This is a genomic window from Kovacikia sp. CALU 1929, assembly GCF_056784235.1.
Genome location: NZ_JBXBCF010000080.1, coordinates 50453 through 69076, shown reverse-complemented (window position 1 = coordinate 69076; position 18624 = coordinate 50453). Strand labels below are relative to the sequence as shown.

The window sequence follows — 18624 nt, the reverse complement described above, 5'->3', positions numbered from 1 at the left end:
TCCCTGTGAGCCTGTGGCTCAGTTAGGTTCCTAGTTGTGTCAGTGCCTTCCCGAAAGGGGGGGCGCTTTTTTTTATGGGAGGGTGAGGGGGGAGGAGGGAGGGGTTGTTAATTGTTGGTTGTTAGTTGTTAGAGAAAGGGAAAAGTTGAGCGTTGAAAGTTAAGAGTGGTGATGGGTAATCGGTTGACCAATGACCAATCACTGAGAACTACTGTCCACTGACCACCTTCTAACAACTAACAACTCTTCACCCCCCCCACCTCACACCTGCTTCACCTCTTTCCCTTCAGTAGGTAAGTCTGCATCTTTCCCTTACCTTTAACCGGAATCGTACCCCGCTCTTCTAGCAGGTATCTTTCCTTGAGGCTTTGGTAAGTACTGTCTGTAACCTGGATTGCCCCTGGAAAGCCGTGGGACTCCATCCGGCTGGCGGTATTCACCGTATCACCCCAGAGGTCATAGATAAATTTTTTGGTGCCAATGACTCCTGCCACTACGGGTCCCGTGCTAATGCCAATGCGAATGCTGAAGGATTCACCCGTTTCACTATTGAACTTAGAGATAGCAATCTGCATATCCAGTGCCATGTCAGCGATCGCCTCGGCATGGTCGGGGCGATGTTTGGGAATACCCCCCACCACCATATAGGCATCCCCAATTGTTTTAATCTTCTCCAGCCCGTGTTCCTCTGCTAAATTGTCGAACGCAGAGAAAATGTGGTTGAGCAGGTTGACCATTTCGATTGGTGAGCGATGGGTGGAAATGCCCGTAAAGTCTACAATATCGGCAAATAAAACAGTGGCTTCGGCAAAGCTGTCGGCGATCGTGCTCTGAGTCTGTTTCAGTTGCTCGGCAACGGGGCGGGGAAGAATACTTAACAGCAGTCGTTCAGATTTCTCTTGCTCTGCCTGGAGTTGTTTCAGGTATGCCTGTTCCTGATCCCGCAGGCGTTTTTTCTCAAGACAGGCATTGATGCGAGCTTTCAACAACGTCGGGTTAAATGGCTTGAACAGGTAATCTTCTGCTCCCAGTTCAATGCACCGCACCACGCTGTCAATGTCATCCAGGGCAGAAACCATGATGACCGGAATATGGCGTAGAGCCGGATCGGCTTTAAGATGCTCCAACACTTGATAACCATTCATTTCTGGCATCATGATGTCGCAAAGAATCAGATCAAACGGCTGTTCCTTTAACCGCTCGATCGCCTGCCTGCCATTTTCAGCCACAACGACTGTGTGTCCCTGACGCTGAAGCCGACGCGAGAGCAAATCACGGTTTGCTTCAACATCATCCACTACAAGCATTGAGCCTTGTTCGGCGTTCATGGTTACCTCATTTATCCAGCCACCCCTGGCAACTCCAATCTAGTGGGAAATCACAGCGGTATATCAGGGTTAAAGGGATCAATTAATGACCACCCCTAGCCTTCCACAGAAGACCTGCAATCAACACAGATCGCAACCAAATTTTTCACTTCGGTAAGTAGTTCTTCGCGGTTAAAGGCTCCTTTCTGGAAAATTCGCTCTACAGACCCCTTTAACTTCAGATGGTCTTCGGCGGTGATATCCTTGGCGGTGACAATGACAATAGGTAGCGATCGCCACTCTGGTCGTTGCTTCAGTTCAGCAATCATCTCAAACCCACCCATTTCGGGCATCATCAAGTCCAGCAGAATAATTTCTGGCAACTCTTTTTCTAGCAGTTGCAACGCAATCCGTCCATTTTCCGCCTCGGTTACCGTCCATCCCTCCTTCTCCAAAATCTGCCGGAGAAGTTCACGGTTAATTGGGTCATCCTCCACTAGCATGATAGAGCAGGGAGGGGTTTCGCAACGATACTTCTTTAGCACCATTGATAGCTGATGACGATCGACAGGCTTGGTCAAATAGTCCGAAGCACCCAGAGCATAGCCGATCTTCTTGTCATCCATCATGGTTACCATGATGACCGGAATGTCAGCCAGTTTGGGGTCAGATTTAAGAGCAGAAAGCACCGCCCAGCCGTCCATACTCGGCATCATCACATCCAGAGTAATCGCGTCGGGGTGAAACTCCCTGGCTTTACGAATGCCCTCGGCTCCACTACCTGCCAGTTCCACCCGAAATCCTTCTTTGTTGAGAACCCGTACCATCAGGTCATGCATGGTAGGGTCGTCATCAATCACCAGGACCGTACTGGCTCCAGAGGGCTGGGATGCTAGATGCGTCGCATGGGCAGGAACGGTTTCTGGGTTGGCTTTGGGATCCGTCATGTTCACAGGCAGTGCCATTTTGAAGGTGGTCCCTTTACCGAGGTCACTTTCTGCCGTAATGTCGCCTCCCATCATCTGGCAGAAGCGCTTCGTAATTGCCAGCCCTAACCCGGTTCCCCCATATTTGCGGGTGGTAGACGCATCTGCCTGGGTAAACGCCTCAAACAAACGACTCATTTGCTCAGCGCTCATACCGATGCCCGTGTCAGAAACGGTAAAGAGCATAAACGATGAAGGATGTACGGTTTTGCTGGTCTCGTAGTGTCGGATCAAGGATGACTCTTCCCCTTCATCTATTACCTCTAAACCCTCATCCTTTCTCTCGATTGTCAGCGTGATTGTCCCCTGGTGGGTGAATTTACTGGCATTGCTGATCAGGTTGAACAGGTTTTGCCGGAGTTTGACCAGGTCGGCGTGCATCGTGCCGATATCATTTGGACAGTTGAGAATTAGAGTGTTGCCGTTTTTCTGAACCAGGGGTTGAACGGTGTGGATAATCTCAGCGATCGCAGTCGCAAGGTCAAAGGTTTCCAGATAGAGGTCCATCTTGCCTGCCTCAATTTTGGACAGGTCAAGGATGTCATTAATTAAACCCAACAAGTGTTTGCCTGCACTGTTAATTTTGTCCAGATCGGGCATCAGGTCATCATGCCCCATATCCTGAGCATCTTCCTGAAGCATTTCGCTGTAGCCAATGATGGCATTCAACGGAGTCCGCAGTTCATGGCTCATGTTGGCAAGAAACTGGCTTTTGGCTTTGCTTGCCTGTTCCGCCGAATCTTTGGCTTTCTGCAAATCGATCGCCCCTTGCTGGCGTTCTTGCTGATATTTGCCTAAGGTTTGCAGCATCGTATTAATGTTAATCGCCAGCCCGGACAGTTCATCCTGCCCGATTGCCGAAACACGTCCTGACAGATCCCCTCCAATCCCAATGCCGCTAACCTCCTGACTAAGCTGGCTGATCCGGGATAACACCAGCTTTTCCAGTAGCAGCAGGGTCATTCCGCCAAATACCAGTCCCGCAATCCAGATTGCCCAGGTGAGGAAGCGCAGGGTTGCCTGTCCCTGGTGATAAATGGTACGGGGAGCGTCTGCCCGGATGAGTAAAGCTGGATTACCGTAGATATCGTTGAGCAAAGCATATCCGGAAATGGTTTGCTCACTGGCCGCTTTCACCACAATGGGCGGGTCCATCTGAAGGGCAGATTGAACTGGTTTTAACCCCGCTGGAATTTCAGTCTGGTTGGTTCCATGCAAAAAAACTGGAAATCGGGTTAATCTGGCAAAACGAAAGGCTTCCCCACTGTCCAGGTAGCGCCCAACAATTAAAACGCCTCGAATTGGACCCTGCCCCTCACTGGTCAAAATGGGACGTGAAACAACCAGCATGGGACCTTCAGGCAACAACACAATGCCATGCAGGCTGCTGGCGGGATAAAAGTGTTTCAAAAGAGGGTCGCTCCGCACCAGATGGGGTTTCAGCGCGGCTGGTATGGGTACCTTTTTACCACTTTTAAGGTCAAATCCTGTGCCAAACACGACTTGACCAGAGGTATTGATAAACATCATCAGGTTGACTCGCATGTAAGTGAACTGCGGGTCAACTAAATTGGACTGGATAAATGCCTGATTTCGATCCTGGATAAATTGGTAGGCATCATCCCACATTGCCCAGTCATTAAAGCTTTCGCTAAGTTGCTCCAGGTTTTGACCGAATACGCTTAAAACCCCCTTCATGATCTGGCGGGTGTCTTGCTCTTCTGCCTTGGCGGAATTACCCAGCAATAGGGCTGAAGAAATACTGTATAAAACAGCATTCAGCCCTATTAGGGTCGCTCCGATAATCAATAGGGTTCGTTTACGCAAAGTCATGGCAAAACAACTCCCGGCTGGTAGGGCATGGTTAGACGCAGACCCTTGACTGGATGCAAGTGATGATCAGCTTACGCACCTTGATTAAAAATTTCTCGCGGCTGTAGTCTTCCTGCTGAAATAGGATTTCAATGGAACGGTTGAGGTACAGGTGGTCTTCTGTGGAAAGCTCTTTCGCGATCGCAACCACAGTGGGCAGGTCGTGTAACTGCGGATGTTGACGGAGGTTGGCAAGAAATTCTAAGCCCTTCATATCCGGAGGCATCAGATCCAGGAGCACCAGATCGGGTTGAATCTGGTTGGCTAACTCTAGAGCGAGGTGAGAGTTTTCAGCGATCGCCAATGTCCAGCCTTCTTTTTCCAGTAAGCGCTGGATCACCTGGCGAGTGGTGGAATCTTCTTGCACCAGCAGAATAGTTCCACTGGTCAGATTGTCCAGGTAATGGCGTAGCAGTAGGGTAATTCGTTTGAAGTCAGCCGGTTTCATCAGGTAGTCAGAGATGCCAAGGGTGAAGCCGGTGCTCTGGTCTTTGGTGATCGCCATCATCATCACTGGAATCTCTGCCAATACGGGATCCGCTTTGAGCGCCGATAGGATTGCCCAGCTATCATTCTCTGGCATCATCAGATCCAGCAGAATTAGACAAGGATGGAGTTCCCGTGCTAGCCGTCGTCCTTCTTCGCCAGACCAGGTAGTCACCACCCGAAACCCTTCTTGGTTTAAGATTTTGACCATCAGGTCGCGCACTGTGCGATCGTCATCTATGACAAGAATCAATCCACTATCCCCAGGCAACGTGGAAGTTTCTGGTTGAACTTGCAGATCTGAAGCATGGGCGGCAAAGACCGTGGAAACCTGATGGTCAATTACATCAACCGGCAACGAAACGGTGAACACAGATCCCTTTTCTTGAGTACTGTCTACCGAAATCGTTCCTCCTAGCATTTGGCAGAACCGCTGACTCAGTGCCAGACCCAAGCCGGTGCCACTGTATTTGCGAGTGGAAGAATTGTCACCCTGGTTGAACACTTCAAAAATGGTTTCCTGGAGATCCGGATGGATGCCAATGCCAGTGTCGGAAATGGTGAAGGTTAGAGAGGGTAAGGAGTGCCGGGTGTCGGGTGTTGGGTGTCGGGTGCCGGGTGCCGGGTGCTGCGTATCGGCAAATTCCTCCAGATCTACTGGACCTTGTAGCTTGTGCCCTGTACCCAATGTCCTTTCCCCATCGCCCCATCTTTTCTCCACTGCAAGGGTAATGGCTCCTTGCTCAGTAAACTTGCTGGCGTTACTCAACAGGTTGAGCAGGGTTTGCCGAACTTTGCTCAGGTCAGTATGCATCGTGCCCAGGTTATCAGGGCATTGAACGGTCAAGGTGTTGCCGTTTTTCTTAACCCAGGGTTGGGCAGTGGTGACCACCTCCTCAATCAGGGATAGGATATCGAAGTGCTCAAGGTAAAGATCCATCTTGCCTGCCTCGATCTTGGAAATATCCAAAATGTCATTGATCAGAGCGAGCAGGTGTTTACCAGAGGAATGGATTTTGTCGAGGTCAGGGATCAGTCCAGGGTCTAGTGCTTGAATATCTTCTAGCAGAATTTCGCTATAGCCAATGATGGCATTGAGGGGAGTTCGCAGTTCGTGGCTCATGTTTGCCAGAAAGATGCTTTTAGCCCGGTTGGCGCTTTCTGCGTCCGCTTTTTCTAACTGTAATTGTTCCAGGTATGCCTGTTCCTGGTCACGCAGGTGTTTGCGCTCTAGGCAAGCATTAATGCGGGCTTTCAACAACACTGGGTTAGGCGGTTTAAACAGGTAGTCTTCTGCCCCCAATTCAATGCAGCGAATCAGGCTGTCCAGATCGTCTAGCCCAGAAACTATGATGACGGGGATGGAGGTGGTTGTAGGATCAGACTTGATCAGTTCCAAGGTCTGAAATCCGTCCATTCCTGGCATCAGAATATCAAGCAGAATCAGGTCAAAGGGCTGGCTTTTTGCCAAATGAATGGCTTCTCTACCGGTTGCAACCGCTGTGACATTCAGGTTGTACTGGCGTAACTGGCGGGAAAAGTAGATGCGGCTAGGTTCGTCATCATCGGCAACCAGCACATGGGGTAGATCGGTCATGCTCCCACCTCCTTACCCAGACATGCCTGGATTTTGCCCATTAACCGGGGAAACTCAACGGGTTTGGTGTCGTAGTCGTCGCAGCCTGCCTGGATGCACTTGTCGCGATCGCCCGCCATGGCGTGGGCAGTCAGCGCAATAATTGGAATGGACTGGGTTTGGGGCAGAGATTTAAGTTGCCGCGTGGCTTCCCACCCGTCCAGCACCGGCAAGCTCATATCCATCAAAATCAGATCGGGGACTTCAGTGCAAGCCATTTTTACACCCTGCTCACCGTCAACCGCAACTAAAATCTGATATCCTTTGCGCTCCAGACGACGAGAGAGCATGTCCCGGTTCATTTCGTTGTCTTCAACCAGTAGAATTTTAGCCATCAGTTTCCTCCCCTAGCCTGGGGCGTTGCTGAATACAGGTCTGCACAAGGTCACGCACTTCTCCCAACAGTTCCTCTCGGTTGTAAGCCCCTTTTTCCAGAATTCGTTCCACATAGCCATTGAGATTGAGGCGATCGGTTGGGGTCAAATCCATTGCCGTGACGACCACGACAGGAATTTGCCGCCAGTTGGGTTGAGTTCGTAACTCCTGAATAAACTGAAAGCCATCCATCTCTGGCATCATCAGATCCAGCAAGATCAAATCAGGTTTGGCTTCGGCGACCCGTTCCAGGGCAACGCGCCCATTTTCTGCTTCGGCGATCGCCCAGCCTTCCTTTGCCAGAATGCGATGGAACATCTCGCGGGTGGTTGGGTCATCCTCTGCAATCAGGACATGGGCAACGGGCGATGCCCGTTCATCGGGAGATTTGGGCTGATATCGGTCTAACACAGTTGCCAACCGCTTATAGTCGATCGGCTTGGTCAGATAGTCGGCGGCTCCCAGGGCAAAGCCCAGATTTTTATTATCTACAATCGTCAAAACGATCACTGGAATGTCTGCCAGATCGGGGTCTGCCTTCAGACTGGAAAGGACAGTCCAGCCATCCATCATCGGCATCATCACATCCAGGGTAATGGCATCGGGGTGAAGTTCCCTAGCCAGGTGCAGTCCTTCCTGCCCATTAGGTGCGGTTTCAACCTGAAAGCCTTCTTTGCTCAGGTAACGCACTAACAAATCGCGCACTGTAGGTTCATCGTCAATCACTAGCACGGTAATGTCTTTGGCGATCGGAGTCGTTTTAGCAGGGGCGGGAACAGTGGCAGGGGCTAAATCTGGGTGTTGTTCGGATTTGGAGTTTTCCACCCTAACGGGCAAACAAACGGTAAAGTCCGATCCCTGCCCCAGTTCACTGTTCACGGTAATGTCGCCTCCCATCATCTGGCAGAAACGACGGCTAATTGCCAATCCCAGCCCAGAGCCACCATACTTGCGGGTGGTGGATGCATCTGCCTGGGTAAATGCCTGAAATAACCTGTCCACCTGCTCTTGAGACATACCAATGCCGGTGTCGGAGACGGTGAACGTGACAGAAGGTGCCCGTACTTTGTCCCCGTTGCCCTGCCCTAGATCCCCATCTCCCCCCGTCTTTTCCACCGTTAATGTAATCGTCCCTTTCTCTGTAAACTTACTGGCGTTGCTGAGCAAGTTCAGGAGACTCTGGCGAACTTTCGTCAGGTCAGCGTACATGGTGTCCAGATTGTCAGCACATTGGATGACCAGAATATTGCTGTTTTTCTCGATCATGGGCTGAATGGTCGCTCTTACCTCATCAATCACGTCGGCAATGTGGAAAGCTTCCAGGTAGAGTTCCATTTTGCCTGCCTCGATTTTGGAAATATCGAGGATATCGTTGATTAATCCCAGCAAATGTTTGCCTGCCCCATGAATTTTGCCCAAATCGGGAATGATATCTTCATAGCCCATATCCAGCGCGTCTTCCTGAAGCATTTCGCTATAGCCAATGATGGCATTGAGGGGAGTCCGCAATTCATGGCTCATATTGGCAAGAAACTGGCTTTTGGCACGGCTGGCGGCTTCGGCAGCTTCTTTCGCTTTAAATAGTTCTTCGGCGGCTTGTTTGCGCTCGGTAATGTCTTTGACAATGCCTTCGTAATAGAGCAGGTTGCCATCGTTATCATGGACAACGCGGGCGTTTTCGGCGATCCAGATGACGCTACCATTGCGGCGGTAGACCTGGGACTCAAAGTTATTCACAGCGCCATATTCTGCCATCAAGTGGATGAATTGCGATCGCCGTTCAGGATCGACGTAAAGCTGATGATCAATATGGTTGGATAAGTTAGCGATCAGATCGGCGGGCGAGTCATAGCCATAGATCTCTGAGAGGGCAGGGTTAGCACTGATATATCTGCCGTCTGCGGTAGTTTGAAAGATGCCATCCGCTGCGTTTTCAAAAATGCTGCGGTATTTTTCCTCTGCCTGTTGCAGGGCAAGCTCAGCCTGTTTACGCTCGGTAATGTCCATCGTGACACCACTGAGCAAGATTGGCTTACCGTTAGCATCTCGCGCTACGTTACCCCGACTGTTGACCCAATGAATGCTGCCATCTTTCCAGATAATGCGATACTCTGCGTTATATTCTGAGGAATGCTCCAGGGTTCGAGCTTGTTCTTGTTCCAGGGTATGGCGATCGTCGGGGTGAACCAGTTTCAGAAATTCCTGGTAGCTGGGATTGAAGTCATCTGGATCCACGCCAAACACGTCCGCTACTTCCTGAGACCATTTTTCCTCGTTGGTTACAATATTCCATTCCCATGCTCCCATCTTGGCAGCAGCGAGCGCGACGCGCAGAAGTTCCTCCTGGTCGCGGAGGGCGACCTCTGTTTGCTGACGCTTGATGAACTGCCCAATCTGGTCGCCTGTTGTCGTCATCATTCTCATCAGGTCAACATCGGGTTCATGTATTTTTTGATTGAAGAATGCCATCATCCCAACGACCTGATCCCCTGCCCGGATTGGAAAGCCAAAGGCAGATCGTAGCCCTGATCGGATTGCCTCTTCTCCGCGCAGAAAGCGATCGTCTTTAGTGACATCTGCAATCCAGATAGGCTGCCCAGTACTCCAAACCTGCCCATTCATACCAACGCCATAGGCAAAGGTCATTTGATGGCTACTGATATCAAATTCTGAGATTTTTGCTGAAGCACTGCTCCAGCTTTTAACAAATTCCAGACAGTTGGTATGGGGATTCACCAGCCAGAGATTGCCCAGATCCCACTTCAGGCTCTCACAAATTCCCTGAAGAATGAGGGGGGCTGCTTCACTAAGACTGGTGGCTTCTGCCAGGGTGCGGGCAATTGCATACTGGGTGCTGAGGCGCTGGTCTATTCGCTTCCGCTGATTCAGGCTGCGGGCAAACGCAACAAAGACTGCAAATACTGCCAGCAAAACTAACAGGCCAAAGAACCGAATCTGCTGCTTTTTCTGGACGAATTGGTTAACTCGGTACTGGAGTAACCGATCCAGGGCAGGAGAGACGGTGTCGTAGAGTTGGAACTGATTGGCGATCGCCTGATCGGCTAACACAACCACTTCGCCCGGTTTAACGGATCGCGATTGTGTCCCCACTTGCCGGATTAGTTTAGACAAATTCCTGCCACTCCCTATCGCTTTTTGATAAGCCAGTAAGAGTTCAGGGCGCAAGTCAGGATTGAAACCGAAAGCAACTTCCTGTCCACGGGAGATGGCTTTCAGGGCGGAATCCAGTGCATTCGATAAGCCAATTAACTGGACACGCTCGTTTAGAGATATGGAACCACTGAGGGCTGCCCCTTCCCCAATTTCGCCTGCCTGGGCAGAACTTTTGATCGCATCTGGCAAAGCGTTGACGGTGGCATCCATCAGATAGTAGGTATCCAGATCGGGATCCAGGATCAGGTTCGAGGTATCACCAACGTGGGCAATTAACTCCAAAATTTGGTTGATCAGTATTGCATGGAGTTGGAGCGTACTTTCTTTCTGAAAAACCGGCAACCCTTCCTTTAGTTGGTTCCACTGGATGGTTAACTTACTCCACAATGCCTGGGTTTGCAGTTTAGTCCCTAGATCGTTCTCCAGCGTATCAAGGGCGACGATCGCGGCATCAATTTCAGCCTGCTGGTTCAGGAGTTGCGGTTTCACCGTGGCATCGCTTTGAGCATCAAGGGCAAGCCGTTGATGCTGGATCATTTTTTGCAAAAGGTGGCGCAACGAGGTGTTGAACTGCACGCCGATTTTTTCTTTTTCTGCAAAGTCAATGCTGACGTTAATCTCAGCTACCAACCGATTGATCACCACCACAAACGGCACTGTAAAGACAAGAAATAAGCCAATTAAGATTTCTCGTCCAGCAAGATACTTCAGTGCGTTTTTTCTCATGGGTTAGCCTCGGTTGCTAGAAGTGATTGAAAGCAGGTTTCCTTCAACTATTGGCTAGGGAAAGGTGGCTAGGGAAATAGGTGGCTAGGGAAAAGGTGGCTATCATCTATCCATCCACCTGCAACTGTGGTTGACTCATCTGAAAATCGCTGTAAGCCAGGGTCAAAACTAGATCCTTGGCACTTGAGGTTAACCAGCCCACAGACTAATCTATCTCTGTAACGCTCTACCAACCCTACCAGCAGAAAGTCCGGACAATTGAGCAGAAGAAGAAAAATTTTTCTTATTACATAGTTTGGCAGCGAAAATTGTAGGGTTCACCCTGAGTCAGCCCACCGCCCCTAGTGGGGTGTCAGATTGAGCTTATAGTTCCCCAAAAAATCCGTAATCTCACTTCTAAAGCGATCGCTGGCGATAAAATTTAGCCATAATTGAAGTTAAGATTCAGCAAATTTACGGAAAAATTCCGGAACCAGCCCAGAGGAACTTGAGGGTCGGGTCTTTTTGTGTAGCGATTTTTACACTGCCAGATAGGTCAACTCTTCAGAGATAGCCTGTAGCAGTTCAGGCAACTTCACGGGTTTTACCAGGTAGCGACAGGCACCCAAACTGAGTGCCCGCTGCTGATCTGACTGAAAGGCATAGGCAGAAACCACAATCACCGGAATCTTTAGCCACTCTGGTTTCTGTTGAATTTGCTGAAGCAGGGTGTACCCATCAACATCTGGTAGCTTTAAGTCCAGCAGAACCAAATGAGGCTTAAACTGACTCATGGCAGCAGCAAATGTACCTCCTCTAGGTAGGCTAAGAACCTCGTATCCACAGTACTTTAGATAATCAGTCATCAATTGACGATTGATATCATTATCCTCTATCAGAAGTATTCGGATAGTTACCTCTGGATTAGATGTCGAAGCGGTAAACATTGCCTATTGCTGCCTATCGACCTAATAACTTAGCGTTCATTACCTAAACTTATATATAGCAGCCCTAAATTACGTATGAGAATGAGGGGTTTTGTGGTTTTGTGAGAAAGAATTCCCTTGGAATCCTTTCTCACAATTCAAATCGAATCGCTATAGTTAAAAGTCTTTTTGAGAATCCATTCGATTAGCCTGGAATAACTTTAGCCTGATTCAGACAATTCTGCGAAGCTAGATAATGGTGGAATAAGCAGAAGCAAAGAGGTTATTGATTCCGCAAAAACATCATGCCGCTATATAGCTGGAATGCCGAGTCCCAATGGCTTTCTGAATGACGTAGAAGATGGATATGGGATTTGAGCCGTCTCAAGGGAATTATAAAATCGGATGCGGTGTCGGCAAAGGCAGTGAAGTCTGCCCAGACAGGGCGATTGGGTAACTGTTGGTTCAGCAGTTCTAGTAAGTGGTTCCAGTTTGTCCGAATGGTGTTGCGATCTAATTTTCCAACCGTTCCTTGCCTGGGGACGACTGAAATACCCTGATGAAAATCGTACTGGGTATCCTGCAAGCGCAGGATGCAGCGTCTACCGGGCAGGTGGAGATCGCAAAGGTGGCTATAGTCCTGAGTCGCTTCCTTGCGCTCCAGGCGATCGCGATAACCCAGGGTTAACACTTGCTCAAATACGGGTAGCATCCCCTCCACTCGCTGGCTGATCTCCGACCAATCAAACGTCAGCGTGCCCAACTGGTCATGTTCATTACGACAAACAACGTTGACCTTGGGTGAAATGGACTGGAAATAGCTGACCTGAAACACCTGAATTTTTTGCAGTTCAGGGAGAGGTGCCCAAAACACTGGAACTCCGGCATCAAGAAGCTCCTGACCATAGACCTGCAATTCACCCACGGAACCACTGCGGTAGAGCCGCCATCCCCGACTGGGCAGTAGCATCCTTGCGGTATAAGCATCTAACTTCATGACACTGGCAAAATTTTGCACGGCTGCCCCACGGTCATCTCCCGCTATTGCCTCCAGAACCATAAATCCGGGTTCACTGTTGGACGGATCACTGGTTGTTTGGGCGATCGCCTGTTGGCGGCGCTCTCGCCGCCTATCCTCTACCCGCTGTATCCCCTGCCGGGACTGGATCACCAGTTTCGAGTTGGTCGCATTCCGTAACAATTGGCGATAGGTTTCCTCTGCGGTGTCAAGCTTTCCAGCCACCTCCTGCAACCGGGCAGTATAGAGTTGCACCCACGGATCGTGAGGCGACTGCTTCAGCAGCTCTTTCAACAGTTGGGCAGCCGTCTGATAATCCTGACGTTCAAAGGCAGCAGCTACTTGGTCGAGCATAGGAGGAGGAGAGGGGGAGAGAGGGGCAGAGGAGCAGAGGAGTAGAGGAGTAGAGGGAAGGGGGAGAAAGTTTTGGAGGTATGAAGTTTGGTTTTATAAGCTTTCCAAAGAATGAAGCTTTCAACAGCCATTGCCGAGGCACAAGCTTGGCAACGAAAGCACGGCAGATATATTCCTAAACTTTAGAAATGTTCCCTCTCAATTCTTAACTCAAAATTCTCAACTCTCAACTCTCAACTCCCAACTCCCAACTTTCAACTCTCAACTCTCAACTCCCCCATCGTTTCCTTCCTCCCCCCAGCTTCATAAACTGCTGCCACTAAGGATAGGGCAACAATTGGAGCGGTGACTGCCCGGAGAATGCGGGAGCCAAGGGAGACTGGATGATACCCTGCGGCGATCGCTTGCTCAATTTCGGGTTCTGTCCAGCCCCCTTCGGGACCGATGGTGATAATAAGGGGCAGGGGAGACAATGCCAGGGGGAGGAGGCGGGTAAGCAAGTGGGGAACTGACTGACGGGTAACGCAGATGTATTTAAGGGAGGACGAATCGCTAGTGTTTAAGAATTGGTCAAAAAGGGCAGGTTCCAGAATCGTGGGAACGATCTGGCGTTCGGATTGTTCGGCAGCTTCCTGGGCGATCCGTCGCCAGCGTTCCAGCTTTTGGGGGCTGGGGTTAAGCAAGGTGCGATCGCTGATCACCGGCGCAATGGTTGAAACTCCCAATTCTGTAACCTGGCGCACGACTTCATCAAACCCGCTTCCCTTGGGCAATGCCATGACCAGAGTAGTCGTGACAGCCAATTCGGTGTCGCTGATCAGGGGTGCCAAAATTTCTGCCTGGACTTGAGCCGAAGCCGCTGTTTCTCCCAGAGTTGCTACCCAGGAATGCCCCTGTCCATCCATTGCAACAAAGCGATCGCCCGACTTTAAACGCAAAACCCGCAACAGATAATGCATCTGCTCCGGGTTCAAATCAATTTGCTGATTCTGAATTTGCTGAGGGGCAACCACAAGCCGCTGCAACTGGGGCATAGGGGAGGAGATGTTGGGTAGTAGGGGTGTTTTGAGTTGAGAGTTTTGAGTTTTGGTTAAGAATTTTGAGGTAGAAATATTGATTCCTCCCGGTTCATTCTCAACTCTTCCCCATCGCTCACAACTAAAAACTAACAACTAAAAACCGATAAACCCCTTATCCTTCATCCTTCATCCTTTCAAGAAATGCCTCGATCGCCTCATTCGCCAGATGACTCATTGGCTTACCTAATTCGGTTGCTGCTGCTTGAAGACGGCTGTAGGTCGCCTCTGGCACGGTGACACGACGACGAACTTTGGTCGTTTTGGTGGGTAGGGTGACGCTCTCGCCGTTCTGGGTAGAACTGTCCTGCGGGCTGGCAACACTGTCTGGTTCGTAGCTGGCAACGTATTGATGAATCGCATCCAGACCAACGCGATCGCAGAAGTCACCGAAGCTCTCATCCGCTTGTCTCCACTGCCTGAAGTAGACGAAAATCGGCTCCAGTGTGGTTTCCAGGTCATCGACGTGCATTTTTTCGAGATAGGGTTTTGCCAACCGGGTTTGATTCGGGGCAGCGCCCAGCCAGACCTGGTAAAGACCGGGACCATTGCCCACAAATCCCAGTTCTGCCAGATAGGGACGGGCGCAGCCATTGGGACATCCGGTCATGCGGGTAATGAAATGCTCCTGGGGCAATCCCACTTTCACCAGCACCGCCCGAATGCGTTCAAGAATACTGGGAATGACCCGTTCAGATTCAGTGGTCGCCAGACCGCAGGTAGGTAATGCCGGACACGCCATTGCATAGCGCTCCAGTGGGTCAATTTCATCTTCACGCTTGATGCCGCAGCGAGTCAGAATTGCCTGAATGTCTGCCTGTTGGGCGGGGGCAATTTCGTAAAGAATAATGTTCTGGCTGGGGGTCAGCCGCATGGGCAGGTTGTACTTCTGCACAATTTCTTTTAATGCCGCCTTGAGCTTGAAACTGCCCTCATCCTTGATCCGACCGTTATCAACAGAAATACCGACAAACAGGTTACCGTCGCCCTGCTCATGCCAGCCGAGGAAGTCCAGGTACTTAAACTCTGGTAAGGGCTTCAGTGGTTGAAGTGGTTTACCGAAGTAGCTTTCAACCTTTTCCCGGAAGCGCCCTACCCCCCAGTCTTCGATCAGGTATTTCATACGAGCATGGCGACGATTGGTGCGATCGCCATAATCCCGCTGAGTTGCCACAATTGCCTTTATCAGTCCATAAACCTCGGCTTTATCCACGTACCCAATCGGGTCAGCAATCCGGGGAAAGGTTTCTTCCTTGTTGTGGGTACGACCCAGCCCACCCCCAGCAAACACATTAAAGCCTTGCAGTTCATTGCTCTCGTCGGTGATAACCACCAGGCTAACATCCTGGGAGAACAGATCAACCGAGTTATCCCCAGGAACCGTCACAGAGCATTTGAACTTGCGCGGCATGTAATGGGCACCGTAAATCGGCTCTTCCTGATCGTGGAAAACCGTACCGTTGCCATTTTGTTGGCGAGCAGCGACCACCTCCGGATCCTCTTCCGCCGAAATCGCCTTTTCCCCATCCAGCCAGATTTCGTAGTATGCACCAGTCTGGGGAGTTAGCAAGTCGGCGATGTTATCAGCATATTCCCAGGCGTACTGGTACTCTGGGCGATTTTTGTAGGGAGCGGGGGGAGCCATCACATTACGGTTGAGGTCACCGCAAGCACCCAGCGTAGAACCCATACTCTTGACAATGGCGGCGATCGAGGCTTTCAAGTTCTTCTTCAAAATGCCGTGAAGCTGAAAGCCCTGGCGGGTAGTTGCCCGGATAGTGTGGTTGCCGTACTCATCCGATAGGCGATCCAACGTCAGGTAAAGCTCCGGTGGAATAAAACCACCAGGGTTACGAGTGCGCAACATGAACTGAAAATCTTTTTCCTGACCTTTCACCCGGTTATCCCGGTTGTCCTGCTGGTAGGAGCCATGAAATTTTAGGATTTGAATCGCATCTTCTGAAAAGTGGGTCGTGTCTAGCCGCAGTTCAGAGGCAACTGGCTCACGCAAAAAATTGCTACGGTCTTTAAGTCCTTCAACTTTTGAAGGCTTACGAACAAGGGGAGGTGTCTGAGTATTAACCATCGGATCGACTGCAAGTGGAGAGGCATCTGAAATAACATCCGCCCGAACTAAGAAGATACAAACTTCAAGACCGGGAACCTTCACCCAGCAGGTATAGATTCCCGGTAAGTCGGTCGGAATTCTGTTATATCAGTAAAGTTGATCCTACCACTGCTTTTTCGATCCCGCACGGTTCCTAAGGAATTTTGAAGAAAAGCCAAGACAAAGCAAGTAAGAAGCAGAAGAAAGGTTAAAGCCTTTTTTCTGCTTCCTAGACTTACGCCAACAACTCGCCAGTTTCCTGCAACGAGTGCAGACGTTGATAGATGCCGCCGTGGTTCAGCAAGGCTTCGTGGCTACCCACTTCCACAATCTGTCCTTTCTCTAACACCACAATCTTGTCAGCTTCCCGTACCGTACTCAGCCGGTGGGCAATGATGATCAGGGTGCGGGTGCCCAGAATGGCGCGCATTGCCAGTTGGATCGATCGCTCCGATTCGTAGTCCAGGCTAGAGGTTGCCTCGTCAAACACCAGCACATCTGGTTCCATAACCAGGGCACGGGCGATTCCGACTCGCTGACGCTGACCACCGGAGAGTCTTACCCCTCGCTCCCCCACAACCGTTGCGTAGCCATTCGGCATCTGACGAATGAAGTCGTCTGCCTGGGCAATGCGACAGGCTTCCTTCACCTGCTCTAAGGTTGCCTTTGGGTTGCCGTAGGTCAGATTATCCAGCAGGGTGCCATTGAAAATATCCACTTCCTGATGCACGATCGCCAGCCGTTTTCGGTAACCTGTCACATCCAGCCGCCGAATATCCTCACCATCCATCAATATCGTGCCTTGATTTGGCTCGAAGTAACGGAATAGCAGCTTCACCAGCGTAGATTTCCCTGAACCCGATCGCCCCACCAGCGCCACGGTCTGATAAGGTTCAACCAGCAGGTTGACATCTTGCAACACCGGTCGCTCTGCATCATAGCCAAAGGTGAGGTGAGAGAACTCCACTTTGCCTGTGAACTGGTAGGAGGGTACGGCATCGAGAACCAGATTGCCCGCATCCTTGCCATTGGGAAGTTGCATGAACTCGTGGAAGTGAATCATGGAAGCATAGCGGCGGGCAACCATCTCAGCAATATCGCTAATCGGCTCTACTTCGGCATAAGCCATGCTGGAAACGGTCAGCGTCGTGATGAAATGCCCCAACGAGATTTGACCCCGCACGGTTGCGATCAATGTAAACACCAGCACCAGAAACACACAGGTTTGCACAATCGTGCGCTGCCGCATACCGAGCATGACAAACCCTTTGTGAATCCGATAATCCAACACCTTGAATTCACGGTTAAACCGCTGTTTCTGGCGGGTTAACTCGGTTGCTTCGGTTGCAAAGGCTTTCACCGTTTTGATGTTGGTAATCACCTCAGAAGTACGACTCTCAGTATCCTCCATATATTTGTCCAGCTTCTTGTCCCGCTCCATCAGCGGTACCAGACCGGACAGATTCAACCAGAGAATTACAATGAACGAAAGCATCGTCAGGAGGGCAATCCGCCATTCAATCATCCAGATGAGGACAAAAATACCCACCAGACGGAGCATTTTAGGCATCATCTGCCCTACCACTAGTGGGTAGCTCCACATATGGTTAGACAACCCCTTCGCGACCCGCGCTGCAATTCGTCCAGAATTGTTCTCGTCATAGAACTCCAGCGGCAAAGTCAACACCTTTTCCAGGGATTTACGGGCGTGGTCACGGTGAGCGCGGAAGGCAGTGTCCCAGCTAAACCAGGGGCCAAGCCAGGGCTGAATGGGGGCGCGACCGACGGATACCAGCCCCACCAGAGACAGCAATACAATCAGCGAAAGGGTTGAGTTTTGGGGTTGACCTGTCACAACGGCAACATTGGCAACCAGGCTTTGAAGTGGGGCATCCAGGGGTTGATTGGACAGCACGTTCAGAATCTGCCCGATCGCATAGGGAACGAATAAATCAATGATTTCGAAGGCACTCATCATTGCAACGCTGAACACGGTCGCCCGCCGATACCTGCGGTAGTAACGGACGATGTCCTTAAATTTCGCCATGATTCCTCCTTCCAGGGAAAACAGGTGGCATTGCTAGTAGACTGCGGCGTAAGTTTGGCACCCCTGGTTCAGCCAAAGCGGAGTTCAGAGTGTAGTAGGTCAGGGGGATTCAGATTTACGCCTGTGAGTACTAGGTAAGCTTGCCAATGTCCGGTCAGCCCAAACCAGGCGACCGAATATAGCGATACTACGAAAGTAGTATTGTAATACAGATACAATTCCCGTGGCTAAATTCCCGATTAACCGTTGGGGGAATTGGGACGGGGGTAAAGATAGAAGGCGGAAGGATGAAATATTCTGCGGGAACTTTCTACTGCATCCATTAATCTAGTGACTTCGTAAGGATACTGTTAGCATTCAATCTGTTTTATTTTGTCTTGATAAAGTCTCCGTAATTCCCCTGGGCGATCGCCCGGATCCTTGGCTAGGCTGGCAAGCAATATGTCTACATTTCTAACAGGCAAAATGGGTGGCATCTCTGTTGTGTAGTTCCCGGCCATTTGCGATCGTCTTGCACAAACTTTTCCGGAAGTACCTTTCCACTCTACGGATAGA

The 18624-nt window shown here is 50.5% G+C and carries 10 protein-coding genes; all 10 read right to left on the bottom strand.

The features are described from left to right. Positions 1-272 precede the first annotated feature (272 nt). A complete protein-coding gene (locus AC1S52_RS21130) occupies positions 273-1328 on the bottom strand; it encodes an adenylate/guanylate cyclase domain-containing protein (RefSeq protein ID WP_482031027.1) in 1056 nt (351 codons plus the stop codon). Between the two features lie 95 nt (positions 1329-1423). Beyond that, a complete protein-coding gene (locus AC1S52_RS21125) occupies positions 1424-4126 on the bottom strand; it encodes a response regulator (protein ID WP_482031026.1) in 2703 nt (900 codons plus the stop codon). A 31-nt stretch (positions 4127-4157) separates the two neighbouring features. Beyond that, positions 4158-6248, bottom strand: coding sequence for a response regulator (locus AC1S52_RS21120; protein ID WP_482031025.1), 2091 nt, complete (start codon positions 6246-6248; stop codon positions 4158-4160). Further along, positions 6245-6622, bottom strand: a complete 378-nt coding sequence (locus tag AC1S52_RS21115; protein ID WP_482031024.1) for a response regulator — start codon at positions 6620-6622, stop codon at positions 6245-6247. Before AC1S52_RS21115 ends, AC1S52_RS21120 begins: the two co-directional genes overlap by 4 nt. Next, on the bottom strand, positions 6615-10562 hold the full coding sequence (locus AC1S52_RS21110; RefSeq protein WP_482031023.1) for a response regulator: 3948 nt from the start codon (positions 10560-10562) through the stop codon (positions 6615-6617). Before AC1S52_RS21110 ends, AC1S52_RS21115 begins: the two co-directional genes overlap by 8 nt. Before the next feature lie 518 nt (positions 10563-11080). Next, positions 11081-11488, bottom strand: coding sequence for a response regulator (locus AC1S52_RS21105; RefSeq protein WP_482031022.1), 408 nt, complete (start codon positions 11486-11488; stop codon positions 11081-11083). Positions 11489-11750: 262 nt separating this feature from the next. After that, positions 11751-12839 (bottom strand): tetratricopeptide repeat protein, encoded by a 1089-nt coding sequence (locus AC1S52_RS21100; protein WP_482031021.1) that lies wholly within the window; start codon positions 12837-12839, stop codon positions 11751-11753. Positions 12840-13093: 254 nt separating this feature from the next. After that, positions 13094-13873 (bottom strand): 16S rRNA (uracil(1498)-N(3))-methyltransferase, encoded by a 780-nt coding sequence (locus AC1S52_RS21095; RefSeq protein WP_482031020.1) that lies wholly within the window; start codon positions 13871-13873, stop codon positions 13094-13096. Positions 13874-14030: 157 nt separating this feature from the next. Beyond that, positions 14031-16001 carry a sulfite reductase, ferredoxin dependent gene (sir, locus tag AC1S52_RS21090; protein ID WP_482031019.1) on the bottom strand — a complete coding sequence of 657 codons (1971 nt, stop codon included), beginning with the start codon at positions 15999-16001 and terminating at the stop codon, positions 14031-14033. Between the two features lie 256 nt (positions 16002-16257). Beyond that, on the bottom strand, positions 16258-18069 hold the full coding sequence (locus AC1S52_RS21085) for an ABC transporter ATP-binding protein (protein WP_482031018.1): 1812 nt from the start codon (positions 18067-18069) through the stop codon (positions 16258-16260). Between the last annotated feature and the right edge of the window lie 555 nt (positions 18070-18624).

Bases quoted from the DNA above. Each gene is read 5' to 3' on its own strand.
- AC1S52_RS21095 (WP_482031020.1), bottom strand. From the start codon at position 13,873: ATGCCCCAGTTGCAGCGGCTTGTGGTTGCCCCTCAGCAAATTCAGAAT.
- AC1S52_RS21125 (WP_482031026.1), bottom strand. From the start codon at position 4,126: ATGACTTTGCGTAAACGAACCCTATTGATTATCGGAGCGACCCTAATA.
- sir (WP_482031019.1), bottom strand. From the start codon at position 16,001: ATGGTTAATACTCAGACACCTCCCCTTGTTCGTAAGCCTTCAAAAGTT.
- AC1S52_RS21120 (WP_482031025.1), bottom strand. From the start codon at position 6,248: ATGACCGATCTACCCCATGTGCTGGTTGCCGATGATGACGAACCTAGC.
- AC1S52_RS21110 (WP_482031023.1), bottom strand. From the start codon at position 10,562: ATGAGAAAAAACGCACTGAAGTATCTTGCTGGACGAGAAATCTTAATT.
- AC1S52_RS21130 (WP_482031027.1), bottom strand. From the start codon at position 1,328: ATGAACGCCGAACAAGGCTCAATGCTTGTAGTGGATGATGTTGAAGCA.
- AC1S52_RS21100 (WP_482031021.1), bottom strand. From the start codon at position 12,839: ATGCTCGACCAAGTAGCTGCTGCCTTTGAACGTCAGGATTATCAGACG.
- AC1S52_RS21085 (WP_482031018.1), bottom strand. From the start codon at position 18,069: ATGGCGAAATTTAAGGACATCGTCCGTTACTACCGCAGGTATCGGCGG.
- AC1S52_RS21115 (WP_482031024.1), bottom strand. From the start codon at position 6,622: ATGGCTAAAATTCTACTGGTTGAAGACAACGAAATGAACCGGGACATG.
- AC1S52_RS21105 (WP_482031022.1), bottom strand. From the start codon at position 11,488: ATGTTTACCGCTTCGACATCTAATCCAGAGGTAACTATCCGAATACTT.